The sequence below is a fragment of the Escherichia albertii genome, assembly GCF_028622335.1.
In the GTDB taxonomy this organism is placed as follows: Bacteria; Pseudomonadota; Gammaproteobacteria; order Enterobacterales; family Enterobacteriaceae; genus Escherichia; species Escherichia albertii.
Genome location: NZ_CP117568.1, coordinates 818,367 through 844,203, shown reverse-complemented (window position 1 = coordinate 844,203; position 25,837 = coordinate 818,367). Strand labels below are relative to the sequence as shown.

The following is a 25,837-nucleotide window of genomic DNA, read 5'->3' as shown; positions in this document are numbered from 1 at the left end:
ATGAATTAAACTAATCAAAAACCGCGATTTAACTAATATTGCGATGATTGTCTCAAGTAGTGTTTTGTCGATGTAAAGATAAGTATAGTCAGGGGTTCACACCGATTTGCAGCGCCAGTTCACGAATTATGCCTGCGGTCATTCCCCATACAAAATACTGTTCGTACCAGGAAAGCCACACCCGATGAGAATCGCCTCGACGATAGATATCCAGTGGGTGGTAGCGTCCCAAATGTAGTGCCTGGGAGAGTGGCATTTCAAACACTGCAGAGACTTCATCTTCGCTGGCGCGGTACGGTAAATTTGGGGGGATGATGCCAACCACTGGTGTTACCTGATAACCCGTTACGCTATCGACAGGCGGTAGCACGCCAATCACGTCAACAACGGAAGGCGGAATGGCGACCTCTTCTTCAGCTTCACGCAGTGCAGCAGCAATGATTGAAGCATCAGTGGCATCAACCGCGCCACCGGGAAATGCCACTTGTCCGGCATGTTTACGCAAATGAACGGAACGCTGAGTGAGCAACAGCCCAGGCTGTGGTCGGCGGACGATGGGAATTAACACGGCAGCCTGACGATGATTTAAGGTTTCACGGTTGATTTGTGGGCGCAAAAGTTGAAAACGCGATAAAAAATCATCAAGCGTCAGGCTACGGTATTCCACGTGTTAGTTCTCCAGTTGGCGTAATATCTTATTAACTTTATCAAAAGTTTCCTGATATTCCGCTTCTTCCAGGCTATCAGCGACTATACCGCCGCCCGCGGAACAGTAAATTTTTCCGTTAACTGCGGTCAGAGTGCGGATGGTAATGCTGGTATCCATATTGCCGCAAAAGCTCAAATAGCCAATGCTACCGCACCAGGCGTTGCGTCGCTGGGGTTCCAGCTCATCAATAATTTCCATTGCCCGCACTTTCGGCGCTCCGGTGATTGAGCCCCCCGGGAAAGCCGCGCGCAGCAGATCGCTGGCATGTAATTGCTCTGGTAACCGTGCTGTAATAGTACTGACCAGATGATGTACGGCAGGGAAAGGTTCCACTACGAACAGTTCTGGTACTTTCACCGAACCTGGCACGGCAACACGGCCAATATCATTACGCATTAAATCGACAATCATCAGGTTTTCAGCGCGATCTTTTGGTGAGTTCGCCAGTTTTTCTGCTTGTTTACTATCTTCCTGAGGGGAGGGGAGACGTGGGAGCGTGCCTTTAATCGGGCGGGTCTGGATCTCGCCACCATCACAAAGAATAAACCGTTCTGGCGAAAGACTTAAAATCGCCCCCTGTTCAAGACGCAGGAAAGCACTAAATGGCGCACGGTTAGCCTGATTGAGTTTTACGAACGCCTGCCATTCATCGCCAGAATAGGTAGCCTGAAAACGCTGGGCGAGATTGACCTGATAACAGTCGCCACTGTGCAGGTATTCCTGAACCTGGCGAAACTTCTCGCCATACTGCTCGCGGGTCATATTGGATTGCCAGGCAGACGTCAGCTGGAACTCTTGCGGTGGCGCGATTTGCTGGTTTTCCAGCCATACCAGACGCGCATTTACGTCACGGTGGCTAAGCAGAGAAACCATCTGTTTTTGATGGTCAACAATTAGCGCCCAGTCATAAATACCCACAGCCATATCCGGCAAGTCGATGTCCTGCTGGGCAATTTTGGGCAGAATTTCAAAACGACGACCCAGATCGTAGCCAAATAAACCCAGCGCACCGCCCTGAAATGGCAAATCGTTATTATACGTGGGCTGGATATGTGCACGGTCCAGCGCTTGCTGAAGTATCCTTAGCGGATCGTCAGTGGTCGTTGTTCGGTTTTCACCTTGCCAAACGACGGTTTCATCACCATGAGTGGTTAAGGTACAAACGGGGTCTGCCACCACAATATCAAAGCGATTATGCGCATGACTGGCATAGCCGGAGTGCAACAGCATCGCCCACGGCAGGTGGCTTAAGCGGGCAAAATAGTATTCAGCGGCGTCCTGACGCCAGGGTAAAGTAATCACAGCGGGAGATAACGTCTTCATCAGTCCTGACTCTACTGGCTATGTGCCGGGTAGCATGAAATAATTAGCGCCAACAATTTAGCAGGAGTTAACAATGTTTGCAGGTTTACCTTCACTCACCCATGAACAGCAGCAAAAAGCCGTTGAGCGTATACAGGAACTCATGGCGCAGGGGATGAGCAGTGGCCAGGCGATTGCGCTGGTAGCGGAAGAACTGCGCGCCAATCATTCTGGCGAACGAATTGTGGCGCGTTTTGAGGATGAGGACGAGTAACGCCTCTTCATACGTCATCAGTAAAAGAGGGATACGGGTTATACATAATGGTAAAAATGGACGCTTTTTGAGGTCAATGAAAGCGTCCTGGTCGATTTTTCGTGATCGCGTTTTAACTCACACAAGCGCCTTGAGTTCTTCCTGCATATATGTCGAAAAATATTCAGGATTTTTAATCACAACGCGTTCGCCAGACTCCATCTTTTTTGCCCAGCCAACCATTTTTTCCGTGAATCCTGGATTCCAGTCTTCCTGACTCGCTCGCGTAGTAATATCGCTGGTGGTTGCGGGGACGCCCAGTTCTTTCAAATACTTAAATATTCCCTTCGCTGTGCTTTCATTCATGGAGCTGGGTATTGATGCTGATATATCCATGGCACTAATGAAATCCAGTGCTTTATCAATTACTGCAGGCATATTCTTGTCCTTAAATTAACCATGTGATCGATAAGGCTATATATGACCTTAAATTGCATCCAATATCAAAGGGATTATAACCATATATCATGAGTTATCCTGTTGACATTCAGGCATTTTAAAGGTAGCAGAACATGACGAGTTACGTGCAGATGTGCGGCAAATTAAGTGCGCTTCTCCGGGCTTCTGGCAGATCCCTTTCGGAGCGCGGATGTATCGTAAAGTAAATCAGAACACATTAACTGAGATATTAAGTTGTTGTAGTAATTTACTGTGATTAATATTTTTTTGTATAAATAGAGTGAAAATCATCGAAGTGTACAATTAATTATTTGTCGAAAATAAGACTCCTGAAAGATTTCATATTTTATCAAAAGTAAATTATAGAGGTACTGGTCGATTGTTCAAAATCGACCAGTATTTTCGATAAATTATTGTGTGATTTTGTCTGGGTATAAAATTTTAGGTAATTAAACCGCCGCGATAATCTTAATTTCAACCTTATACTGCGGATTCATCAGACCCGCTTGCACTGTGCAGCGCACCGGCGCATGACCCGCGACAACCCAGGCATCCCACGCTTTATTCATTGCTGCAAAATCATTTTTATCGGCCAGGAAAATCGTGACATCCAGAATGCGCGACTTATTACTGCCTTGTTTTTCCAGCACCGCATCAATTTGCGCCAGCGTATTCGCGGTTTGCTCAAACGCATCGGCGTCAAGGTTTTCCGGTACGCCAGTGTAGTAGAGCGTATTGTTGTGGATCACCACATCAGACCAGCGGGCTTCGGCGTCAATACGAACGATTGTCATCATTTTATCCTCATTATCATCCCATTTATGTGCTGCAAAGACTGCCACAACGTGAGGTCGTCGTCACCACTTCAACTGGCGAAAATCAGTCTGGCCTGACATAATCCCTGTTCAAATCAACAGGGGGTAGTGTGACGGACGATTTTGCACCAGACGGTCAACTGGCGAAAGCGATACCAGGCTTTAAACCGCGTGAGCCACAACGGCAGATGGCGGTTGCCGTCACCCAGGCGATAGAAAAAGGTCAACCGCTGGTCGTTGAAGCGGGAACCGGTACGGGCAAAACCTACGCTTACCTCGCCCCTGCGTTGCGGGCGAAAAAGAAAGTCATTATCTCGACGGGCTCAAAAGCGTTACAGGATCAGCTCTACAGCCGTGATTTGCCGACGGTGGCAAAGGCGCTGAAATACACGGGCAATGTGGCGTTACTGAAAGGGCGATCAAACTATCTCTGCCTCGAACGTCTCGAGCAGCAGGCGCTGGCGGGCGGCGATCTGCCGGTACAAACGTTAAGCGATGTGATCCTCCTGCGCTCCTGGTCTAATCAAACAGTGGATGGTGATATCAGCACCTGCGTCAGCGTGACGGAAGATTCACAGGCGTGGCCGCTGGTAACCAGTACAAACGATAACTGCCTTGGCAGCGACTGCCCGATGTATAAAGATTGCTTTGTGGTTAAAGCGCGCAAAAAAGCGATGGATGCCGATGTGGTGGTGGTGAACCATCATCTGTTTCTGGCGGATATGGTGGTTAAAGAGAGCGGATTTGGCGAGTTGATCCCAGAAGCTGACGTCATGATCTTCGACGAAGCCCACCAATTGCCGGATATTGCCAGCCAGTACTTTGGTCAGTCGCTCTCCAGCCGACAGTTGCTTGACCTGGCAAAAGACATCACCATCGCCTATCGCACTGAATTAAAAGACACCCAGCAGTTGCAAAAATGTGCCGATCGTCTTGCCCAGAGCGCGCAGGATTTTCGTCTGCAACTCGGCGAACCGGGGTATCGCGGTAATCTGCGTGAACTGTTAGCGAATCCGCAAATTCAGCGGGCATTTTTATTGCTTGATGACACTCTTGAGCTTTGTTACGACGTCGCGAAATTGTCGTTGGGGCGTTCCGCCTTGCTGGATGCGGCATTTGAGCGTGCCACGCTGTATCGCACACGGTTGAAGCGATTAAAAGAGATCAATCAGCCGGGTTACAGCTATTGGTACGAATGTACATCACGTCACTTCACTCTGGCGCTGACACCGCTAAGCGTGGCGGATAAATTCAAAGAATTAATGGAACAAAAGCCTGGTAGCTGGATCTTTACTTCGGCCACGTTGTCGGTGAATGACGATTTGCATCATTTCACCTCGCGGCTTGGTATTGAACATGCCGAGTCGTTGCTGTTGCCAAGCCCGTTTGATTACAGCCGTCAGGCGTTGCTGTGTGTACCGCGTAATCTGCCGCAAACCAATCAACCGGGTTCTGCTCGTCAGTTAGCGGCAATGTTGCGTCCGATCATCGAAGCTAACAATGGTCGCTGCTTTATGCTGTGTACCTCACACGCCATGATGCGCGATCTGGCTGAGCAGTTCCGCGCCACCATGACGCTTCCCGTACTGTTACAAGGAGAAACCAGTAAGGGGCAACTGTTGCAGCAATTCGTCAGTGCGGGTAACGCACTACTGGTCGCGACCAGTAGTTTCTGGGAAGGGGTTGATGTACGCGGCGATACGCTGTCGCTGGTGATTATCGATAAGTTGCCGTTTACCTCGCCGGACGATCCCTTACTAAAAGCGCGAATGGAAGACTGCCGCCTGCGTGGCGGCGACCCGTTCGATGAAGTACAACTGCCGGATGCGGTGATCACTCTCAAGCAGGGCGTAGGGCGTTTGATTCGTGACGCCGACGATCGCGGTGTGTTGGTGATTTGTGACAATCGGCTGGTGATGCGTCCCTATGGCGCGACTTTTCTCGCCAGTCTGCCACCCGCACCGCGTACCAGAGATATTGCCCGTGCAGTTCGTTTTCTCGCAATACCATCCTCCAGGTAATTTGTTACGGAGTATGGTATGATGCGCGCCTTTTTATTGATCTAAGCACGAAGACCCATGCGAATTCTGGCTATCGATACCGCGACAGAGGCCTGCTCTGTCGCATTGTGGAATGACGGTACTGTCAACGCTCATTTCGAGCTTTGTCCACGCGAACATACTCAACGAATCTTACCTATGGTGCAGGATATCCTGACCACCAGCGGAACCTCCCTGACTGACATAAATGCATTAGCCTACGGGCGTGGTCCCGGTAGTTTTACCGGCGTACGTATAGGCATTGGCATTGCGCAAGGGCTGGCGCTTGGCGCTGAATTGCCGATGATTGGCGTTTCCACGCTAATGACGATGGCGCAAGGAGCATGGCGTAAAAACGGTGCGACCCGCGTGCTGGCTGCTATTGACGCGCGAATGGGCGAAGTTTACTGGGCCGAGTATCAGCGCGATGAAAATGGCGTCTGGCACGGTGAAGAAACAGAAGCAGTGCTGAAACCTGAATTAGTCCATGAGCGGATGCAACAGCTTTCCGGCGAATGGGTGACCGTGGGGACAGGCTGGCAAGCCTGGCCGGATCTCGGCAAAGAGAGCGGGCTGGTTTTGCGCGATGGTGAAGTGTTACTGCCCGCCGCAGAAGATATGCTGCCGATTGCCTGTCAGATGTTGGCTGAGGGTAAAACGGTGGCAGTGGAACACGCCGAACCGGTTTATTTACGTAACAACGTCGCGTGGAAGAAACTTCCGGGCAAAGAATGAATCTTAAGAGTATGCCCTGAGAAAAAGGAGTCGCATCATGGCGGTTCAAAAAAATGTAATCAAAGGCATACTGGCGAGTACGTTTGCGCTAATGCTGAGCGGCTGTGTCACCGTGCCGGATGCTATTAAAGGCAGTAGTCCAACGCCGCAACAAGATTTAGTTCGGGTGATGAGCGCGCCGCAACTGTACGTTGGTCAGGAGGCGCGCTTTGGCGGCAAAGTGGTCGCGGTGCAAAACCAACAAGGGAAAACCCGTCTGGAAATTGCCACCGTACCGCTTGATAGTGGCGCCAGACCAACACCTGGAGAACCGTCGCGCGGGCGCATTTATGCCGATGTGAATGGTTTTCTTGACCCGGTCGATTTCCGTGGGCAACTGGTGACGGTTGTCGGGCCAATCACCGGTACAGTAGACGGCAAAATTGGCAATACGCCGTACAAATTTATGGTTATGCAGGCAACGGGTTATAAACGTTGGCATTTGACCCAGCAGGTGATTATGCCGCCGCAGCCGATTGATCCGTGGTTTTATGGCGGACGCGGCTGGTCCTATGGCTATGGTGGATGGGGCTGGTATAATCCTGGGCCCGCGAGAGTAGAAACTGTTGTAACTGAGTAATTTCTTGTTTTTAAAGAAAAAGAAACAGCGGCTGGTCCGCTGTTTCTGCATTATTACGGTAAAGATAAAAATAAATAGTGACGCGCTTCGCAACCTTTTCGTTGGGGAATTATCAAGCTGGTATGATGAGTTAATATTATGTTAACAATATGTATGCCGCTTGGGGGTGCGATGACGACGAACACGCATTTTAGAGGTGAAGAATTGAAGAAGGTTTGGCTTAACCGTTATCCAGCGGATGTTCCGACGGAGATCAACCCTGACCGTTATCAATCTCTGGTAGATATGTTTGAGCAATCGGTCGCACGCTACGCCGATCAACCTGCGTTTGTGAATATGGGGGAGGTGATGACCTTCCGCAAGCTGGAAGAACGCAGCCGTGCGTTTGCCGCCTATTTGCAACAAGGGCTGGGGCTTAAAAAGGGCGATCGCGTTGCGTTAATGATGCCTAACTTATTGCAGTATCCGGTGGCTCTGTTCGGTATTCTCCGTGCCGGAATGATCGTTGTAAACGTTAACCCGTTATACACCCCGCGCGAACTTGAGCATCAGCTTAACGACAGCGGCGCATCGGCGATTGTTATCGTGTCTAACTTTGCTCACACACTGGAGAAAGTGGTTGATAAAACAGCCGTCCAGCACGTTATTTTGACGCGCATGGGTGATCAGCTCTCCACCGCAAAAGGCACGCTGGTTAACTTCGTGGTTAAATACATCAAGCGTCTGGTCCCCAAATATCATCTGCCAGATGCTATTTCGTTTCGCAGCGCCCTGTATAACGGTTATCGGATGCAATATGTCAAACCCGAACTGGTGCCGGAAGATTTAGCCTTCCTGCAATATACTGGCGGCACCACGGGGGTGGCGAAAGGAGCGATGCTGACTCACCGCAATATGCTGGCGAATCTGGAGCAGGTACACGCAACTTATGGGCCGTTGTTGCATCCGGGTAAAGAGCTGGTGGTGACCGCATTACCGCTGTATCACATTTTCGCTTTAACCATTAACTGTCTGCTGTTTATTGAACTGGGCGGGCAGAACCTGCTTATCACTAACCCGCGTGATATTCCGGGGCTGGTCAAAGAGTTAGCGAAATACCCGTTTACCGCTATTACCGGCGTCAACACATTGTTTAACGCCTTGCTGAACAATAAAGAGTTTCAACAACTGGATTTCTCCAGTCTGCATCTTTCTGCTGGCGGCGGTATGCCCGTTCAACAGGTGGTGGCTGAACGTTGGGTGAAACTGACCGGACAGTATCTGCTGGAAGGTTATGGTTTAACCGAATGTGCGCCGCTGGTAAGCGTTAATCCGTACGACATTGATTATCACAGCGGCAGCATCGGCTTACCTGTGCCATCGACGGAAGCCCGACTGGTGGATGATGACGACAATGAAGTACCGCCGGGGCAGCCGGGGGAACTTTGTGTCAAAGGTCCACAGGTGATGCTGGGTTACTGGCAGCGCCCGGATGCCACCGATGAAATCATCAAAAATGGTTGGCTTCATACTGGCGATATCGCGGTGATGGACGAAGAGGGTTTCCTGCGCATTGTCGATCGTAAAAAAGACATGATTCTGGTTTCCGGTTTTAACGTCTATCCCAATGAGATTGAAGATGTTGTTATGCAGCATCCTGGCGTACAGGAGGTGGCTGCCGTTGGCGTGCCTTCCGGTTCCAGCGGCGAAGCCGTGAAAATCTTTGTGGTGAAGAAAGATCCATCGCTCACTGACGAGTCGCTGGTGACCTTTTGCCGTCGCCAGCTTACGGGTTATAAGGTGCCAAAGCTGGTTGAATTTCGTGATGAGTTACCGAAATCAAACGTCGGAAAAATTTTGCGACGAGAATTACGTGACGAAGCACGCGGCAAAGTGGACAATAAAGCCTGAGCGTTAAGTCAGTCGTCAGACGCCGGTTAATCCGGCGTTTTTTTTGGCGCCCACTAAAGAGAATACAATTTGAATTACCAAATGATTACCACGGACGATGCGCTGGCTTCTTTGTGTGAAGCTGTCCGTGCCTTTCCGGCGATAGCCCTGGATACTGAATTTGTTCGTACGCGCACTTATTACCCTCAATTGGGTTTGATTCAACTTTTTGATGGCGAACATCTCGCGCTGATCGATCCGCTTGGGATCACTGACTGGTCGCCGCTGAAGGCGATACTGCGTGATCCGTCCATCACCAAATTCCTCCATGCGGGCAGTGAGGATCTGGAGGTCTTCCTTAACGTTTTTGGTGAGTTACCTCAACCTCTTATTGATACCCAAATCCTCGCGGCTTTCTGCGGTCGTCCGATGTCATGGGGCTTTGCTTCCATGGTGGAAGAGTATTCCGGCGTTACGCTGGATAAGAGCGAATCGCGCACCGACTGGCTGGCCAGACCATTGACGGAACGTCAGTGTGAATATGCGGCGGCGGACGTCCGGTATTTATTACCGATCACCACAAAGCTGATGGCTGAAACCGAAGCCTCTGGCTGGCTCCCTGCCGCGCTGGATGAATGCCGCCTGATGCAAATCCGTCGTCAGGAAGTGCTGGCGCCGGAAGAGGCATGGCGTGATATCACGAATGCCTGGCAGTTGCGTACGCGCCAACTGGCGTGTCTGCAATTGTTAGCGGACTGGCGTCTGCGCAAGGCGCGGGAGCGCGATCTGGCGGTAAATTTTGTCGTTCGCGAAGAACATCTGTGGTCGGTAGCGCGCTATATGCCGGGCAGTTTGGGCGAACTGGATAGTCTGGGCTTATCCGGTAGCGAAATCCGTTTCCACGGTAAAACGCTGCTGGCGCTGGTGGAGAAAGCACAGGCATTGCCTGAAGACGCATTACCGCAGCCGATGCTTAATCTGATGGATATGCCTGGTTATCGTAAGGTGTTTAAGGCGATTAAATCGTTGATTACTGATGTGAGCGAAACGCACAAGATTAGCGCTGAATTGCTGGCATCGCGCCGACAGATAAATCAGTTGCTGAACTGGCACTGGAAGTTAAAACCGCAGAATAATTTGCCGGAGCTGATTTCCGGCTGGCGTGGTGAACTGATGGCGGAAGCATTACACAACTTATTGCAGGAATATCCGCAGTAAAATATTTGTAAGCCGGACTGGGCGCAACTAGCTTCGCATCCGGCTTCGGGTAAATAATTACAAATCCAGCACCAGTCGTTTACTCTTAGCGCGCGAGCAGCAGATCAACATACTCTGCTGGCTGGCGCGCTCCTCATTACTGAAATACTGGTCCCGGTGGTCAGCCTCGCCTTCCAGAATTGCCGTTTCACAAGTACCACATACTCCTTCACGACATAAACATTCTACTTTTGCCGCTTTATTACTCTCTATGACCTGCAAAATGGTCATCTCTTTCGGCACCACAAACTCTTTTCCAGAGCGGGCAAGTACCAGTGTAAATGCATCGCCAGTTTTGTCTTCAATTGCAAACTGCTCAAAATGCAGCGTATCAGCGGCGATCCCCAGACGAGCAGCTTCATTTTTCACGGCATCATTTAACGCTGTTGGACCACAGGTGTAGATATGCGTGCCCGGCGCAATATCCGCTAACAAACGTGCTAACTCCAGGCGTGTACCGTCTGATGAGTGATGCAAATGAATTTTATCTGCCTGTGGATGTCGGTTTAATTCATCACGGAATGCACAACTCTCCGGGCTCCGCGAACAGTAATGTAACCGCCAGTCGATGTTGCTTTGTTGTAACTCGCCAAGATGCGACAGGAAAGGGGTGATGCCAATGCCGCCGGCGATAAACAGATGTTTATGTGCCGAAGGGGCCAGTGCAAACAGATTATTCGGCGTCGAAATAGTCAACCGATCGCCTGATTTAACCTGATGATGCAAGAAGCGCGAACCGCCGCGTGAATTTTCTTCCAGTCGAACGGCAATCTGATAACAAGAAGTGTCGTGCGGCGAACTTAACAATGAATACGCATTGCTGTACTGGTTATCTTCATCCCCCATCTGCACAATGATATGACTTCCACCGCTGAACGCAGGCAGCAGTTTGCCATCGGGAGAAACCAGGGTGAAACGTTTAACCTCGTTGGTAAGTTGCTCAATCTTGCTCACCTGAACTTCAAACATTCGATATTCTGACATTGCTGTACTCCATCAAAAATCAGCCCGGCGGCGAGAATAACCGCCGCCGATGTCATTAGTCTTTAAACACCTGTGCCAGTAGGTTGTGAAAATGAGCGATGCCATGTTCAGAAATCCCGCTACCGCTGCTGTCGGCCATGATGCGACCTTGCCCGCGATATCCGCGAGACTTCAGCCCCTTCTGCACGCTTTCCACCAGTCGCAAATCTTCTGGACGGAAAACATCGCGATACCATTCAATCAGCGATTTTTGTTCATCAGTGAGCTCTTCATTGGTGAAGTAAATATCGTAATTTTGCAGGGTGGTTTCCGAATCAACAGGAAATTCATAAATCACAGTCATCATTCCTTTGATCGGCGTGACGTTTAACATGGTGCACGGCCACAGCCAGAAACCATGGAATGCCGCGTCCGTACCTTCTTCAAATTTAAAAGACTGTTCGGACGGTTTGGCGAAGCCGTATTGCAGCGTCCAGTTGCCGTGCATCGTGTGCCAGTAGCGGTCAACCTGAACGGAGTCGGAGAATCCAGGGTGCGCCGGACCACAGTGATAGCACTCGAGATAGTTATCGACAATGTTCTTCCAGTTGGCGGGGGTGCGAGTGGTGAAGCGGGCTGCCAGTTTCAGGTCGTGCACTTCCGGGCAGGCTTCAATGACTTTTGCCGCCAGTCCCGGTAGTTGATCTTCTACGCTGGTCGCATTGGGGTTCATGTTGATGAAGACGAATCCGGCATACTCTTCCAGGCGCACCGGGACCAGTTGTGCTTTTTCACTATCGAAATTAGCGACGTTTTCACAGTTACGCGCATGAGCCAGGTTACCATCAAGTTTGAATGCCCAGGCGTGATATGGACAAGTAATCACATTTTTCGCTTTCCCTTCACCGCTCAATAACTGGTGGCCACGGTGTGGGCAAACGTTGTAGAACGCGCGCAGAACTTTATCGCGTCCGCGCACCAGTACGATACTTTCTCCAATGATTTCGCGTGTTACATAATCATTGGCATTCGCCAGTTCGCTACTGTGGGCGACGCAAATCCAGCTTTTTGCGAAGACGTTTTCTTTTTCGTGCTCAAAGGCGTTCTGGTCAGTATAGAAACGGGCCGGAATGGTCCACGCATCCTGAGGATTGGCGCAAAAATTTTCTGGTAGAACTAAGTCAGGGCTCAGATTGCTCATAGGGATACCTTTATCGTTAGGATGATGGCGCTCAGTTGTCGCCTTTGAATACGGTTTCTGCCGGGATAGCCGGTGTCTTTTCTGACGTGATGACCGGTGTTTGCGGGAGATAATTTTCAATTTGATGGGCAGGAATATCGGCATAATCCTGTTTTAACCAGCGAATTAATCCGCCTACTTTCACCAATAAAATAGCGAGGAAGGGAAGGGCGGTGAGCACCACGGTGGTTTTCATCGTTTCCAGTGAGGCGCCAGTAAATAAGATCGAAAGTGGGATCAGGGTAATCACTACGCACCAGAAAAGACGCAGTCCACGATCGGGATCGTCGCCTTCCTGAAGATTGCGCGTGCTGGTGGCTGCCATGGTATAGGCCACCGCGTCCATATGGGAGGCGAGGAAAATAATCATCACGCCCAGATAGGCGGCGAGGAACAATTTACCGGCGAGTAATGACATCAGAACTTGTTGCACAGCAGTTTCACCGCCCAGCGTTTCCAGCACTTGCGGGACGTTGATCACGCCTTTAACGAACTGGTGAATGGCATAGCTTTCCATCACGCCGAAGAAGAACCAGCAACCGACGGTGCTCCCAAGGATAAGTCCCCAGATAACTTCTTTAATCTTACGACCGCGCGAAACACGGGTGACGAACATTGCTACGCCGGGCGTGTAAGAGATCCACCAGAGCCAGTAAAAAACGGTCCAGTTGCGGGTGAACGAACCATCGCCGAGCGGATCGGTAAACAAACTCATTTGCAGGAAGTTTTGTGTGGTCAGACCGATGGCATTGATGATGCTGTTGGTAATAAATTCTGTTGGGCCAATAATCAGAACCAACAATGGCAGCAGGAACGCACCCCAGCCCACCATTTTGCTCAGACGCTGCAAACCGTTGTTGATACCAATCCACGAGCTAAGGCAAAAAATGCCGCCGGAAAGCAGGATCACAAAGGCCTGTACGGTGAAGTTATCTGGTAGACCGGTTAGCGCGGAAAGTCCGCGAGTAAAGGTTGCCGCCGTCACCACCAGAGAAATAGTCAACGCGCCGACAGTGGCGATCAGGAACATCAAATCAACCAGTCTTCCCCACGGCCCTTGCGGACTAACGCCCGTAATAGCAGCAATAATGCCTGAAAGGCTCAGGCCTTTATTTTTCCGTACATGAAAGTGATAGGCCATGATTAAAGAGGCCAGCGTATAGGTAGCCCAGGCGCTGATACCCCAGTGGAAGAAGGAGTAGGGAACGCTAAATTCGAGCGCCTGTTGCGAACGCGGTGTAATGTTCAAACCCGGTGTTTGGTAATAATAGGCCCACTCCGCGCCCCCCCAATAAAGAGTGGAGGAGCCCAATCCGGCGCAAATAAACATAAACAGCCAGGAGAGCGTGCTGTATTCCGGCTTACCCTCGCCAAGACGAATATTGCCGTATTTGCTGGTGGCTAAATAAATCACTAACCCCATAGCCAGTAAAACTAATACCTGAACGGCAGAACCTAACATACGGGTGACAAAACTAAATATTGTGTTTGCCGCATCTGCGGACTGTTGTGGGAAAAGGCTTAATGTCGCTGCGATGAAAAGAATAGCCACCAGGCTGATGGCAATCAGCGGCAAATCTTTTTTCTTAACGTTGCTCATTATGAGTCATCTCCTAGGCATAAAAGCCCGTCGCTGGCTTTTGCCAGTTGTAATTATGTGCAGGGTAATGAATCGTCTGTTGTGTTTAACAAATTGATTATTTGTATGTTACATAAATTAAACAATTAAGAATATGGAAAGCCATAAAACACGAAACGGAAACAATAAAAGGTGAAATCGCGCAGGTTATTTACTGTAAAGAGTGAATAAAAAAACCGCGTCAGTGACGCGGTTCAAATAAACTGGTTTGACCTGATCTTAACGGAAAATAACTTCGCAAATTGCGTCAGCAACTTGTGGTGTGGTGGCATTACCTTTCATGTCCGGTGTTTTCGGCCCGTGAGCAATGACTTCTTCAATTGCCGCCAGAATACCATTATGTGCTTGCTGGAATCGTTCATCGCCATTACCGAGGAAATCCAGCATCATTGCACCGGCCCAAATAGTCGCGATAGGGTTGGCAATATTTTTACCGTAAATATCGGGCGCAGAACCGTGAACCGGCTCGAAAAGCGACGGGAAGTTTCGTTCTGGATTCAGGTTGGCGGAAGGGGCAATGCCGATTGTGCCGGTACAGGCCGGACCAAGGTCGGAAAGAATGTCGCCAAATAAATTAGACGCTACCACGACATCAAAGCGTTCCGGTTGCATCACAAAACGTGCACAAAGAATATCGATATGCTGTTTATCCCAGCGGATCTCCGGGTAATTTTCTGCCATTGCTGCAACACGCTCATCCCAGTAAGGCATGCTGATGGCCAAACCGTTGGATTTCGTGGCGGAAGTGAGAGTCTTGCGCGGGCGGCTTTGCGCTAATTCGAAGGCATAACGCAAAATACGGTCGACGCCACGGCGGGTAAATACGGATTCCTGAATAACAACTTCATGCTCTGTGCCTTCGTTCAGGCGGCCTCCCAGCGATGAGTACTCACCTTCCGTGTTCTCGCGTACAACGTAAAAATCGATGTCGCCAGGCTGTTTACCGGCCAGTGGGCAGGGGACGCCAGGAAAAAGGCGAACCGGGCGCAGGTTGACGTACTGGTCAAACTCACGACGAAATTTTAGCAGCGATCCCCACAACGAAATATGGTCAGGAACCGTATCCGGCCAGCCGACGGCGCCGAAGTAGATAGCGTCGAACTCGCTGAGTTGCTCATGCCAGTCGTCCGGCATCATTTTGCCGTGATGGCGGTAATACTCGCAGCTTGCCCATTCCATTTGCTCAAAGCTTAAGGCGAAGCCCCAGCGTTTAGCGGCAGCCTGTAAAACACGAATCCCTTCAGGAAGGACTTCTTTACCGATCCCATCTCCGGGGATTGCAGCGATACGAAATGTTTTCATCATTGGGTTCTCACTTCCTGACCATCAAAATTGACAATGTCACCATCCTATAATTGACTGTTCAGGAATTAATCCCCGCAACTGGTGAAACATAAAACACGAATCATGAATAATTTACCGCTGCTGAACGATTTGCGCGTCTTTATGCTGGTCGCTCGTCGGGCTGGTTTTGCCGCCGTTGCTGAAGAGCTGGGCGTTTCTCCTGCTTTCGTCAGCAAGCGCATCGCCTTGCTGGAACAAACGTTGAATGTGGTGCTATTACATCGTACTACCCGACGCGTCACTATCACTGAAGAAGGTGAGCGGATTTATGAATGGGCACAGCGCATATTGCAGGATGTCGGGCAGATGATGGATGAGCTTTCTGATGTTCGCCAGGTACCACAGGGAATGTTGCGGATTATCAGTAGCTTTGGCTTTGGACGGCAGGTCGTCGCCCCGGCGCTGTCGGCGCTGGCGAAAGCATATCCTCAACTGGAGTTACGTTTTGATGTCGAAGACCGCCTGGTCGATTTGGTCAATGAAGGCGTCGATCTGGATATTCGTATTGGCGATGATATCGCCCCCAATTTAATCGCCCGTAAACTGGCGACAAATTACCGTATTCTCTGCGCGTCACCGGAGTTTATTGCGCAACATGGCTTGCCGAAGCATTTAACGGATCTTTCTGCATTACCGTGTCTGGTCATTAAAGAGCGCGATCATCCGTTTGGCGTCTGGCAATTGCATAATAAAGACGGTCATCATGCGATTAAAGTCACCGGCCCGCTGTCGTCCAATCATGGTGAAATTGTGCATCAGTGGTGTCTCGATGGTCAGGGGATTGCTCTGCGATCCTGGTGGGATGTTAGCGAAAATATCGCCAGCGGCCATTTGTTGCAGGTATTGCCAGAGTATTACCAACCCGCAAATGTCTGGGCGGTATATGTTTCGCGACTGGCTACGTCAGCGAAGGTGCGGATTACGGTTGAATTTTTGCGCCAGTATTTTGCCCGCCACCATCCGAATTTTTCACTGGGTCAGGGGTGATTAATAATTCAATTGTCTGGTTATTGTCAGGTTTAAACCTGATTTTCTCCTTTCTTACCCGTTGCGGATTGGTTAGCATATTCGTCTTTACTCGCGCGTGATTCACAGATAATAAAAGAGGTTGATGTGTTCGCTGAATACGGGGTGCTGAATTACTGGACCTATCTGGCGGGAGCCATTTTTATCGTGTTGGTGCCTGGGCCAAATACGCTGTTTGTGCTGAAAAATAGCGTCAGCAGTGGGATAAAAGGCGGTTATCTTGCTGCCTGTGGCGTATTTATTGGCGATGCGGTATTGATGTTTCTCGCATGGGCAGGCGTTGCAACATTAATTAAGACCACACCGATATTATTTAATATTGTACGTTATCTCGGTGCATTTTATTTGCTCTATCTGGGGAGCAAAATTCTCTACGCGACCCTGAAGGGGAAAAATAGCGAGGCTAAATCCGATGAGCCACAATACGGGGCCATCTTCAAGCGTGCGTTAATTTTGAGCCTGACCAATCCGAAAGCCATTTTGTTTTATGTGTCGTTTTTCGTGCAGTTTATCGACGTTAATGCGCCGCATACCGGGATTTCATTCTTTATCCTGGCGACGACACTGGAGCTGGTAAGCTTCTGTTATTTGAGTTTCCTGATTATTTCCGGCGCATTCGTCACGCAATACATTCGTACTAAAAAGAAACTGGCAAAAGTAGGCAACTCGCTGATCGGTCTGATGTTTGTCGGTTTTGCTGCACGGCTGGCAACACTACAATCTTAATTCTCCCCGCCCGCGATTTCGCGGGCTTCCCGTCTGAAATCCACCTCAATTTATTGTTGATATGGTGCTAAAAAATAACCAATAAATGGTATTTAAAATGCAAATTATCAGGCGTACCCTGAAATGGCTGGAATGAACCGTTTTCAGCGCATTTACCTAAGGAGGGAAAAGAATGCTGCAAATCCCACAAAATTATATTCATACGCGCTCGACACCTTTCTGGAATAAACAAACGGCGCCAGCCGGAATATTCGAACGTCATCTTGATAAAGGAACGCGTCCAGGAGTTTATCCGCGGCTATCCGTTATGCATGGGGCGGTCAAATATCTCGGTTATGCCGATGAGCACAGCGCAGAGCCCGATCAGGTGATTCTCATTGAAGCAGGGCAGTTTGCGGTGTTTCCGCCAGAAAAGTGGCACAACATTGAAGCCATGACTGACGATACTTATTTCAACATTGACTTCTTCGTTGCTCCCGAAGTCCTGATGGAAGGCGCAAAACAACGGAAAGTCATTCGTAGCGGGAAATGAATTGTATGAGTAAAGCAACATATACCGTAACCGTCACCAATAACAGTAATGGCGTCTCTGTCGATTATGAAACTGAGACGCCGATGACATTGCTGGTGCCAGAAGTGGCGGCTGAAGTGATAAAAGATCTGGTGAATACCGTGCGCTCTTATGACACGGAAAACGAACATGATGTTTGTGGTTGGTAATTATTGAACAAAGGCTGCTTGCGGGCAGCCTTTGCTTTTACAGATGCGGTATTACCACCATCCCAGTTCAGTACCGAGGACGACAATAATTGCCACACCCATCATTATAATTGTTGTTTTTTTCATCTTTATGCTCCAGGGGCAGCATAGCCGCCAATAAAAAACCACGCTAAAAATGTGACTGCCGTAATAAAGATCACGACAGGAAAAATAATACCGATTCGCATGTTATCACCAAAGAAAAGGATGTGAATACGCTTCAGGAATGCAAAGCTGAATGCGCGACAAAAGGTGTTTTCTCTTTGTGTTTTTTCTCCTGATACATCGCAACATCGGCTGCATGTAAGGCGCTGTCGGCATCGGTTGTTTCAGGATCCACTTCAACTATGCCAAGACTGGCGCCAGGGTAAAACAGGTTAATATCGCCTAAGCGGTACTCGCCACGTATTTGCTGTTCAATACGTCCCCGCAATGACGGGATATTGGCATTTTCATCAGCCAGAGAAACGACCAGAAATTCATCCCCGCCGAGACGACCGATAATTTCGCCATTCTGATGCAGCGTATTAAGACGTTCGCCAACCTGAATAAGAAACAGATCGCCAGCATTATGACCGAAACGATCATTGATTAATTTAAAGTTATCCAGATCAATAAAAGCAACAATCGCCTTACATTTCAGGTGGCGGGCGAGAGAAAACAGCGTCGTCAGATTATCAAAAATCGCCCGTCGATTCGGTAGGCCCGTCAAAGCGTCGGTATAAGATTGTGCAATCAGAGCGGCATTGGCTTCACGCAACTGCTCAACCAGCGCCTCTTTTTGAATGTATTGCGCAATCAGTCCGGCGAATAGCTGCAAAACTTGCTCTGCCCGTTCGCTCCACGGGCGTTTTTCACTGCTGGCCGCACAAAGCGTGCCATAAAATGAGCCGTCAGGTAAATGAACCGGCGTGCTTAGAAAAGTGGTGATCCCCAGATTGCGCGCGGCGATGCAATCTCCCCAACGGTCGGGAACGTCATCACTAAAAAAGCAATTTTCGTCGATAGCGCGTTTGCACAAAGAATAATCCCAGCAGACGGAAAAATTCTCCGGGATGTGCATTTTCTGGCTGTTACGGGCAAACATAATGTGTTGCAGACGTGCTTCGATGTCCACTTTGGTGAGATACGTCGACTCCATATCCGTGACCATTTCCAGCATTTCCAGAAGTTGCCGAACCAGACTTTCCAGAGACTGTTCTTTAGCGAGTGACTGCGAGACGCGGGCAATGATCTGATCTGACACGAAAGAACTCCAGAATGGCAGGTATTGTGCTGAAAATTTAATCTTTACAGGTATGATAAATCATCACCATAAAAGATGAAACCAAACAAAATATATTTTAACTGAATGCAAGAGAAATAGTTCTGCAAAACAAAACGATACCGGGATACTCTTAGGTGCAGATAAACGTATGAGATCAACTATGAAAATTATCAGTTTTGCTTTTCCGTGCTTGCTAATCCTGTCGGGTTGTTCAACGTCTTCTCAGCCTGATGCGCCAAAACCGCCGTATGTCGGCATGGCAAATCCTGCTTCAGTTTATTGCCAGCAAAAGGGCGGTACGCTTATTCCCGTGCAGACACCGCAAGGAGTCAGCAACAATTGTAAATTACCGGACGGTGAAACGATTGATGAATGGGCATTGTGGCGGCGGGATCATCCGGCTGGTGAAAAATAACCGCCGGATGCCGGACTAAAATCACAAGTTACGTAGCCAGTCGGCCAGCACCAGCGCATGGTTCTGCGTGGTGTTTTTTGCCGAGTAGAGTAGGGTCAGCGGCTGTTTGTTGGCGATGGCCGCCAGCCGTTTCCCTTCTTGCTCGTGTTGCGCCAGTTCTGCAATATACTGTTCGCGAAAGGCATTAAAATCGATCACTTCGCCATGAAAAGCTTTGCGCAGTTCAGTTGATGGAGTGATGGTTTTGTTCCACTCATCAAGTGCCAGATCTGTTTTCTTAATACCGCGTGGCCAGAGACGATCGACCAGTACGCGATAGCCATCGCTCGGTTCAGCCGGATCATAGACGCGTTTACACTGAATACTCATCGTGTTTGTTCTCCCTTTCACGCATGATGTGCCAGATACTATAGCACTTTGTGTTAGCCGCGTTTTCGTTGCTCTGGGTACTGAGTCCGAAAACAGTCTACTGTTTCCCGACAATCAGAGATACCAGACCGGCGGCAATAAGCGGACCGACTGGCACACCGCGAAAAAGCGCCACGCCTAAAACCGTGCCCACCAACAATCCGGCGACCAGTTGCGGTTGGTTACCCATTAAGGTCACGCCGCGCCCGCCAAGCCAGGAAACCATTACCCCCACGGCAATAGCGACAACTGATTTCCAGTTCAGAAACGAGTGAATAAGCGTGGACGGGGGCAGCGTTCCGCTGGCTATTGGGGCCATAACGCCGATGGTCAGAATAATTATCCCGATGCTCAACCCTTGTTTTTCAATCCACGGGAAAAAGGTACTCAATGGTGTGACGCGGACAATGATTAATACCAGAATTGAAACGGCGACAGTCGTGTTATGGCTGATAAAGCCTAGCGCAGCTAATCCGAGCAGGATCAGCAAAGTGACATCAAACATCGTGGTTTCCTTGCCAAAAAATAATAAGCCTGCTTACTTTACGCTTGCTGTAGAAAGGTAGTAGAAAATATTTACGTATTTTGCATAAAAATCAGGCGAATTGTCATTAAATTGCCATTTGCGCAAGTTAACAATAACGTGAAAACAGTTATCTCCGGGGGTAATACCATGAACGATCAAATGTTCGTTGAGACACTGATTATCACGTCATCGTTTCTGACTATTGCAGTCGTGCTGGTGATGTCCGTTCTGCTTCTTGAACGGACCCGTTAATTATGCAGTACGACGGAAGTTGACCAGTTCTGGTTGCGCAATGCGTAAATAATCCGCAGTGTTCAGTATGATGGATTTATTCAGCATGCCGGCATTGAAGGCGATTTCATCGAATCGCTCGAAGAGCAGTGGGTCAGCCACAAGTTTGAGTTTTGGATGGAAACTAAAAGGTGGAATAGCACCGAAGACGCAGCCTGTCAGTTCATCGACCTCCGCTGGACTGGCCAGCGAAGCGCGTAACCCGCCAATATGGCTGGCGAGCTGGCTAAGGTCGGCTTGCTGATCGGCAGCGAGAATCGCCAGAACATGTTGATTCACGCCATTACCTTTTACTTTACATACCAGGGCTTTGGCGCCCTGGCCCAGAGCGGTACCACGAATCTCGGACACCGCTTCACATTTGCCCACCGCTTCGTGAGTAATAACGCGGAAGTTAGCGCCTTCTTGTGATAATAAAGCGATTAATCGCTGATGCGTCGCGCTTCCTTTAGCCATTTCAGTCATTTCACGCTCCTGAGATTATTACCAAACAACCCCGGAAGATTATCATGAACGACTGTTTTTGTTTTGCTTATTGACATACAAACGTTCATCAGAAGCTTTATATGCATCATGTAACGTATCGTTTTCTTTCATCGCGTAAATACCCGAAGAGAAACCGATCTCTTTCTGTGGGGCAATGTGCTGCAACCGTTTTTCGATACGTTCAGGCAATTGTGCTGCTGTGTGCGGCGTTGAATCGACCAGAATGATGCAAAATTCATCACCGCCCAGGCGGATGGCATAATCACTTTTACGAATAGACTGTTTGATTGCCTGTGCTAACAAAGTAATCGCTAAATCCCCTTCCTGATGGCCAAGGGTGTCATTAATTTGCTTTAACTTGTCCATGTCAATGGCAATAAACATTACTGCAGAGCCCGCCTGCACCAGACGCTGTAAGCGCTGCTCCAGTTCTGGCGTCAATATCTTACGGTTATACAGCCCGGTCATTGCGTCACTGATATTTTCACGTTTTACGTTTTGGTACAGCCGGAAGTGCATGCGTACCATATTGAGTAATATCAATGCTGTTAACAGCCAGAATGCGACGCTTTTCCACGATGATGTAACAAAATAAAGAATGTCAATGGATAACGTGACGCGAATACCGCCCGGCAAATCATGGACATAATCTACGTACTGGAACAGATTATCTTCACTTTGATTGATGATAATATCCCGGCCCGAGTCCAGATCTGTCAGAGTAACATTGAGAAAACGCCAGAGAAGCGGGCGATCGTGAGTGTAAAAAATATTCCGCAGATTGTTCTTACTTATATCCAGCAGAACAATGCCTTTTAGATCCCCTGATACATAAACCGGGGTGAGCAAACTCATTACGTTCTGTTTGGTGCGCTGATCCTGATAAATACTCGACAGCACGGTGCGCCCAGTAAATACCTTTTCAATGTCTTTACGGTCAATGCCAATACTTCCTGATTGCAAAAACGACCAGTTATTCATGGCAAAATATTCAACATTGACCGGCTCATAGAAATAGACATAGCGGTCATTCAGATCGAGGTAATAATGAAACTTTTCCTCTGCCATCCCTAAGCCGATACCGTAATCATCCTGATGACGATTACCTTCCACCGCTTGATCAAATGCGGGTAATAGCGTTGCAGCTTCTACTATGGCTTCACAGTCTGATGCGGCAGTTTGTAATGTTCCGTGCAATGCCTGATAGCTATGAGCGGTCAGGTTTAGTCCGTGGGTATTATTGGCTGATTCAAAAGCCTCGCAGATGGCGCGTCGCTGTTCCGGCGACATCTCCGACTGTCCGGCAGCGAGCGCACGCATCATGTGTGCGGCAATACTTTGATTTTGATACTTGTCATAGAGAAAGGAAGAGTCCGCTTTCTGGACGATATAGCGCAGATAGGAGCTCATCGCTCTGTCGCTGGCGACAAGTTCAAAAATAAGGAAGGAAGATGTCAGCACAATGACACTTGCGGCGATAAAATGCCGGAGCATTCTATGGTGCAATTTCATGATAAATGGCACTCCTTCGGTTAGTGAAATGAGAAAACCAGATAAAGTTCGATTGCGGCCTGGCGCTGGGCCGCTAATTATACTCATCTCTACGCCGCTGGGGAGGGGAAATTTAGTGGTATTGGTAATAAATTGTATATCAAAGCCATGCAAAATGCATGGCCTGAATAAAATTGCACTCAAATTTGATGAATAATCACCTTGTTGCCACTGTTATGCTTTGCCTCACGCAACGCCTTGTCTGCTTCAGTCATAAGCAGTGAGATATTACGTTTGTCGCCAGTGGAAAAAACACTGCCAATGCTGATGCTCATTTGTTCAGGAACATCATATCTGTTACTAAAACTGGTCAGGAGTTCGACATTTTTACGTACGCGCTCGGCAATGATTTTGGCCTGGGCAGTATTGAGTTCGGTAAATAGCAAGCCAAAGACGTTACCTTCCAGACGCGCGAAGATGTCGTCAGGTCGGATACTTTGCTGGATAATATCGACAATTGAAACCAGAACTTTATCGCCCACATGATGCCCCCATTGAGCATTGATGCGCCTGAACTGGTTAATATCTACCAGCATGATACAAAAATCTTTAACGACAGGGCGAGATAATAATGATTCAACACTGTTGAAAAAGTAGCGACGATTATAAATATTGGTTAGCACATCATGGTTCGCCAGTTTGCTGGAGAGTTGAATTTCCTGAAAAATGCTATAAATCAGGAATGAAACAACAAACAACTTACTGGAAACTTCAATTCCTCGGCTAATATACCAGATGCTGTAATTATATTCATCCAGAGCCAGTAGTAACAAATTGCAGCAGAGTGAGGCCAGGCATAACAACGCAATTGATGGCCAAAGTTCGCTTGTTAAACGTGTTCGCATAATAATAAAAAACAGCAAAAATGCCCATAGATAAACCAGAAGTTTGGTGTAATTAATTCCCCAGGCTGCTGTATTATCCTCCGGGGAGTAATCAGCAATATATAATGAATAGTTGGGATTATAACTGCTTAAATTATGTGCCAGAAAAGGGAAAAACATAAAAGGTATCAGTGCCAGCAACAGAATACATATTTTTTTCTTATTATTCGTCAAAATGCTGTTACTGCTATAGCAGCAGAGTGCCAGTGCAGTTAAGAAGATAAAACTCAGTTGGCGGAACAGATAGAAGATAGAAATGTCATTTGATTTGGTCTGGATCAGCGTACTATCATTAATAGGTTTATGAATAATGACAATGGTCTCAATTAAATAAAAGAGACCACTTAAAAATGCAAGGCTTAGGATCAGTGTTGGTAAAATATTTTTATTAATGTAATATCTCATTAACATGAAGAGGAATATGACGGAGTTGAGGAAAAATAAAGCCACAACAACCATCAGATAATTCATCTGCGGAATGAGTTTTACATTGGTGTTTTCGTTATATAACGTGGTGATACAAAATAAAATCAACGTCAATAGTAAGCTGAAAATAAAAAAGCTTTTCGCTTTTAATTGTTGTGTACCCATAGAAACCACTATGAAGGAGAGCAGTATGAGAAAAGAATTCTATTGATGTGAAGAAAAATAATTTTGACCAGGATCAAATATAACCATCAGTAAAGAACTATTAAACAATGTATCAAGAGAAAATACAGAACTCATAAAATAACATTTGCAAATAGTTTTGTGTGAAATTATTTTTTGTAAACCAAAGGCGTAATGTTCGAGGTAAACGTAAATTATCGTATATTATAATGCGATATATTTACAGTGAACTAAAAATCAGTCAGGAGATAATCCCCTGACTGATTTTTTTATTCTTTACTGGTGGTATTTTGTTTATGGAACAGCTCGCGGAACACTGGATAAATATCGTCCTGATCGCGAATATGTTGCATAGCAAAGTTTTCGAAGGTGGATTGTAGGTGTTCATATTCCCGCCACAATGTTTGATGAGCACGGCGGGTGATTTCGATATAGCTGTAATAACGAACAACGGGGAGTAATTTTTTCGCCAGGATTTCATGACAAAGCGGAGAGTCATCGGCCCAGTTGTCGCCATCTGATGCTTGTGCGGCATAGATATTCCACTGCGCCGGGTTATAACGCTCTTTTACCACTTCATCCATCAATTTCAGGGCGCTGGAAACGATAGTGCCGCCGGTTTCCTGCGAGTAGAAAAATTCATGTTCATCGACTTCTTTCGCCTGAGTATGGTGGCGAATATAAACCACTTCCACATTTTTGTATGTTCTGCTCAGGAACAGATACAACAGAATATAAAAACGTTTAGCCATATCTTTGGTGGATTGATCCATCGAGCCGGAAACGTCCATCAGACAAAACATTACTGCCTGGCTGGAGGGATCGGGGCGTTTTTCGTAATTCTTGTAGCGTAAATCGAAGGTGTCGATAAAGGGGACCCGTTCAATCTTTGCACGCAATTCGGCAATTTCTTTGCGCAGTCGTTCTTCCTCCAGCAATTGCACAGGTTCACTGTGACTGATTATGGCTAAATTTTCTTCCAGTGCATGGAGTTCCCGGCGCTTACCCGCCGTCATCGCCGTGCGTCGCGCCAGTGAATTTTGCAATGAACGCACCACGCTAATATTAGCGGGAACGCCGTTCGCAGTATAACCCGCGCGATGCGTTTTATATTCTGTCAATTGGCGTTGTTGGTTCTGTTTTAGATTCGGTAAGGCTAAATCTTCAAACAGCAGGTCGAGATATTCATCTTTGGAGATTTGGAAAACAAACTCATCCTGACCTTCACCATCCTGGCTGGCTTGTCCCTGACCGCTGCCAGAACCGCCGCCGCCCCCCTGGGGGCGCTCAATTCGGTCATTCTGAACAAAATGATCGTTACCCGGATGAACGCGATGGCGCAGGCCGCCGCGTCCCTGATGAAACATCGGTTCACTAATATCTTCCGTTGGAATGGATACGGATTCACCGCTGTCGACGTCAGTCACCGAGCGCTTATTAATGGCTTCGGAGATCGACTGTTTAATTTGCGCTTTATAACGGCGTAAAAAACGCTGGCGATTCACCATGCTTTTATTTTTACCGTTCAGACGCCGGTCAATAAACCAGGTCATATGCCCCCCGTACTGCATTTGCCAACTGTATGCTACGCCTGTGTCGCCGCTCATATGGCCCACGGTTCGCTGTCGTTGTCGGCCCGGCAGCAA

General features: G+C 48.2%; 29 protein-coding genes. 12 read left to right on the top strand and 17 right to left on the bottom strand.

Going from position 1 to position 25,837, the window contains the following annotated elements; translation table 11 throughout:
- Positions 1 to 88 precede the first annotated feature (88 nt).
- Entirely contained in the window at positions 89 to 667 is a 579-nt protein-coding gene (locus PS053_RS04085) for a CoA pyrophosphatase (RefSeq protein WP_000456737.1), read from the bottom strand.
- A 3-nt stretch (positions 668 to 670) separates the two neighbouring features.
- A complete protein-coding gene (pabB, locus tag PS053_RS04080) occupies positions 671 to 2,032 on the bottom strand; it encodes an aminodeoxychorismate synthase component 1 (RefSeq protein WP_059253334.1) in 1,362 nt (453 codons plus the stop codon).
- Between the two features lie 73 nt (positions 2,033 to 2,105).
- On the opposite strand from pabB, the gene PS053_RS04075 reads away from it, so the two are divergent.
- Positions 2,106 to 2,285 carry a YoaH family protein gene (locus tag PS053_RS04075; protein WP_000457334.1) on the top strand — a complete coding sequence of 60 codons (180 nt, stop codon included), beginning with the start codon at positions 2,106 to 2,108 and terminating at the stop codon, positions 2,283 to 2,285.
- Positions 2,286 to 2,402: 117 nt separating this feature from the next.
- On the opposite strand, the gene PS053_RS04070 is transcribed toward PS053_RS04075, so the two are convergent.
- Positions 2,403 to 2,702 carry a DUF1889 family protein gene (locus PS053_RS04070; RefSeq protein ID WP_001112002.1) on the bottom strand — a complete coding sequence of 100 codons (300 nt, stop codon included), beginning with the start codon at positions 2,700 to 2,702 and terminating at the stop codon, positions 2,403 to 2,405.
- Positions 2,703 to 3,172: 470 nt separating this feature from the next.
- Positions 3,173 to 3,517, bottom strand: coding sequence for a RidA family protein (locus PS053_RS04065; RefSeq protein WP_002462294.1), 345 nt, complete (start codon positions 3,515 to 3,517; stop codon positions 3,173 to 3,175).
- Between the two features lie 131 nt (positions 3,518 to 3,648).
- Here PS053_RS04065 and PS053_RS04060 point away from each other — a divergent pair, with 131 nt between their 5' ends.
- The 5 genes from PS053_RS04060 (at position 3,649) to rnd (ending at position 10,018) form a co-directional block, all read left to right on the top strand.
- Positions 3,649 to 5,559 (top strand): DNA repair helicase YoaA, encoded by a 1,911-nt coding sequence (locus tag PS053_RS04060; RefSeq protein ID WP_000128831.1) that lies wholly within the window; start codon positions 3,649 to 3,651, stop codon positions 5,557 to 5,559.
- Between the two features lie 57 nt (positions 5,560 to 5,616).
- Entirely contained in the window at positions 5,617 to 6,312 is a 696-nt protein-coding gene (tsaB, locus tag PS053_RS04055) for a tRNA (adenosine(37)-N6)-threonylcarbamoyltransferase complex dimerization subunit type 1 TsaB (RefSeq protein WP_001220992.1), read from the top strand.
- 37 nt (positions 6,313 to 6,349) lie between these two features.
- Positions 6,350 to 6,931, top strand: coding sequence for a Slp family lipoprotein YeaY (gene yeaY / locus PS053_RS04050; RefSeq protein WP_256878941.1), 582 nt, complete (start codon positions 6,350 to 6,352; stop codon positions 6,929 to 6,931).
- Positions 6,932 to 7,135: 204 nt separating this feature from the next.
- Positions 7,136 to 8,821, top strand: a complete 1,686-nt coding sequence (fadD, locus tag PS053_RS04045; protein ID WP_256878942.1) for a long-chain-fatty-acid--CoA ligase FadD — start codon at positions 7,136 to 7,138, stop codon at positions 8,819 to 8,821.
- An 81-nt stretch (positions 8,822 to 8,902) separates the two neighbouring features.
- Complete coding sequence (gene rnd / locus PS053_RS04040) at positions 8,903 to 10,018, top strand: ribonuclease D (protein WP_024164812.1); 1,116 nt, start codon at positions 8,903 to 8,905, stop codon at positions 10,016 to 10,018.
- Between the two features lie 57 nt (positions 10,019 to 10,075).
- Here the strand turns inward: rnd and yeaX are convergent, their stop codons facing one another.
- The 4 genes from yeaX to dmlA form a co-directional block, all read right to left on the bottom strand.
- Positions 10,076 to 11,041, bottom strand: a complete 966-nt coding sequence (yeaX, locus tag PS053_RS04035) for a carnitine monooxygenase reductase subunit YeaX (RefSeq protein WP_137649814.1) — start codon at positions 11,039 to 11,041, stop codon at positions 10,076 to 10,078.
- Between the two features lie 55 nt (positions 11,042 to 11,096).
- The gene (yeaW, locus tag PS053_RS04030; RefSeq protein ID WP_000067842.1) at positions 11,097 to 12,221 is read right to left on the bottom strand and encodes a carnitine monooxygenase, oxygenase subunit YeaW; all 1,125 of its coding nucleotides are present in this window, start codon (positions 12,219 to 12,221) and stop codon (positions 11,097 to 11,099) included.
- Between the two features lie 31 nt (positions 12,222 to 12,252).
- Complete coding sequence (yeaV, locus tag PS053_RS04025) at positions 12,253 to 13,863, bottom strand: BCCT family transporter YeaV (RefSeq protein WP_273774912.1); 1,611 nt, start codon at positions 13,861 to 13,863, stop codon at positions 12,253 to 12,255.
- A 255-nt stretch (positions 13,864 to 14,118) separates the two neighbouring features.
- The gene (gene dmlA, locus PS053_RS04020) at positions 14,119 to 15,204 is read right to left on the bottom strand and encodes a multifunctional D-malate/3-isopropylmalate/tartarate dehydrogenase (protein ID WP_025238891.1); all 1,086 of its coding nucleotides are present in this window, start codon (positions 15,202 to 15,204) and stop codon (positions 14,119 to 14,121) included.
- Positions 15,205 to 15,306: 102 nt separating this feature from the next.
- Here dmlA and dmlR point away from each other — a divergent pair, with 102 nt between their 5' ends.
- The 4 genes from dmlR to PS053_RS04000 all read left to right on the top strand — a co-directional run bounded on the left by dmlR (position 15,307) and on the right by PS053_RS04000 (position 17,715).
- Positions 15,307 to 16,230, top strand: coding sequence for a DNA-binding transcriptional regulator DmlR (gene dmlR, locus PS053_RS04015; RefSeq protein WP_002462286.1), 924 nt, complete (start codon positions 15,307 to 15,309; stop codon positions 16,228 to 16,230).
- 126 nt (positions 16,231 to 16,356) lie between these two features.
- Positions 16,357 to 16,995 carry a leucine efflux protein LeuE gene (gene leuE, locus PS053_RS04010; protein WP_000457182.1) on the top strand — a complete coding sequence of 213 codons (639 nt, stop codon included), beginning with the start codon at positions 16,357 to 16,359 and terminating at the stop codon, positions 16,993 to 16,995.
- A gap of 172 nt (positions 16,996 to 17,167) precedes the next feature.
- Entirely contained in the window at positions 17,168 to 17,527 is a 360-nt protein-coding gene (gene yeaR, locus PS053_RS04005) for a DUF1971 domain-containing protein YeaR (RefSeq protein ID WP_000939315.1), read from the top strand.
- Between the two features lie 5 nt (positions 17,528 to 17,532).
- On the top strand, positions 17,533 to 17,715 hold the full coding sequence (locus PS053_RS04000; protein ID WP_002462282.1) for a DUF1869 domain-containing protein: 183 nt from the start codon (positions 17,533 to 17,535) through the stop codon (positions 17,713 to 17,715).
- Between the two features lie 51 nt (positions 17,716 to 17,766).
- Here the strand turns inward: PS053_RS04000 and yoaJ are convergent, their stop codons facing one another.
- Genes yoaJ through PS053_RS03985 form a run of 3 tightly spaced genes read right to left on the bottom strand, consistent with a single transcriptional unit; the run spans position 17,767 to position 19,000 of the window.
- Complete coding sequence (gene yoaJ / locus PS053_RS03995; protein ID WP_001386836.1) at positions 17,767 to 17,841, bottom strand: protein YoaJ; 75 nt, start codon at positions 17,839 to 17,841, stop codon at positions 17,767 to 17,769.
- Positions 17,842 to 17,843: 2 nt separating this feature from the next.
- On the bottom strand, positions 17,844 to 17,942 hold the full coding sequence (locus PS053_RS03990) for a YoaK family small membrane protein (RefSeq protein WP_025238893.1): 99 nt from the start codon (positions 17,940 to 17,942) through the stop codon (positions 17,844 to 17,846).
- Positions 17,943 to 17,974: 32 nt separating this feature from the next.
- A complete protein-coding gene (locus PS053_RS03985; protein ID WP_010337366.1) occupies positions 17,975 to 19,000 on the bottom strand; it encodes a sensor domain-containing diguanylate cyclase in 1,026 nt (341 codons plus the stop codon).
- A gap of 181 nt (positions 19,001 to 19,181) precedes the next feature.
- Between PS053_RS03985 and PS053_RS03980 the strand changes: the two genes are divergently transcribed.
- Entirely contained in the window at positions 19,182 to 19,436 is a 255-nt protein-coding gene (locus PS053_RS03980; protein ID WP_000691900.1) for a putative hemolysin, read from the top strand.
- Between the two features lie 21 nt (positions 19,437 to 19,457).
- On the opposite strand, the gene PS053_RS03975 is transcribed toward PS053_RS03980, so the two are convergent.
- A complete protein-coding gene (locus tag PS053_RS03975) occupies positions 19,458 to 19,805 on the bottom strand; it encodes a DUF488 domain-containing protein (protein ID WP_002462278.1) in 348 nt (115 codons plus the stop codon).
- Positions 19,806 to 19,902: 97 nt separating this feature from the next.
- The gene (locus tag PS053_RS03970; protein ID WP_000460712.1) at positions 19,903 to 20,349 is read right to left on the bottom strand and encodes a DUF441 domain-containing protein; all 447 of its coding nucleotides are present in this window, start codon (positions 20,347 to 20,349) and stop codon (positions 19,903 to 19,905) included.
- Positions 20,350 to 20,517: 168 nt separating this feature from the next.
- Here PS053_RS03970 and yoaI point away from each other — a divergent pair, with 168 nt between their 5' ends.
- Entirely contained in the window at positions 20,518 to 20,622 is a 105-nt protein-coding gene (gene yoaI, locus PS053_RS03965) for a small membrane protein YoaI (protein ID WP_044708574.1), read from the top strand.
- Here yoaI and yeaK read toward each other — a convergent pair whose 3' ends face one another.
- From yeaK to PS053_RS03945, 4 genes are all read right to left on the bottom strand, one after another.
- Positions 20,623 to 21,126, bottom strand: coding sequence for a mischarged aminoacyl-tRNA deacylase (gene yeaK, locus PS053_RS03960; protein ID WP_000138035.1), 504 nt, complete (start codon positions 21,124 to 21,126; stop codon positions 20,623 to 20,625). It abuts the gene before it with no gap.
- A gap of 42 nt (positions 21,127 to 21,168) precedes the next feature.
- The gene (gene dgcJ, locus PS053_RS03955; protein ID WP_000766138.1) at positions 21,169 to 22,659 is read right to left on the bottom strand and encodes a diguanylate cyclase DgcJ; all 1,491 of its coding nucleotides are present in this window, start codon (positions 22,657 to 22,659) and stop codon (positions 21,169 to 21,171) included.
- 179 nt (positions 22,660 to 22,838) lie between these two features.
- Positions 22,839 to 24,182, bottom strand: a complete 1,344-nt coding sequence (locus tag PS053_RS03950; protein WP_256878943.1) for a sensor domain-containing diguanylate cyclase — start codon at positions 24,180 to 24,182, stop codon at positions 22,839 to 22,841.
- Positions 24,183 to 24,460: 278 nt separating this feature from the next.
- A complete protein-coding gene (locus PS053_RS03945; protein WP_000219677.1) occupies positions 24,461 to 25,744 on the bottom strand; it encodes a YeaH/YhbH family protein in 1,284 nt (427 codons plus the stop codon).
- Positions 25,745 to 25,837: the final 93 nt, after the last annotated feature.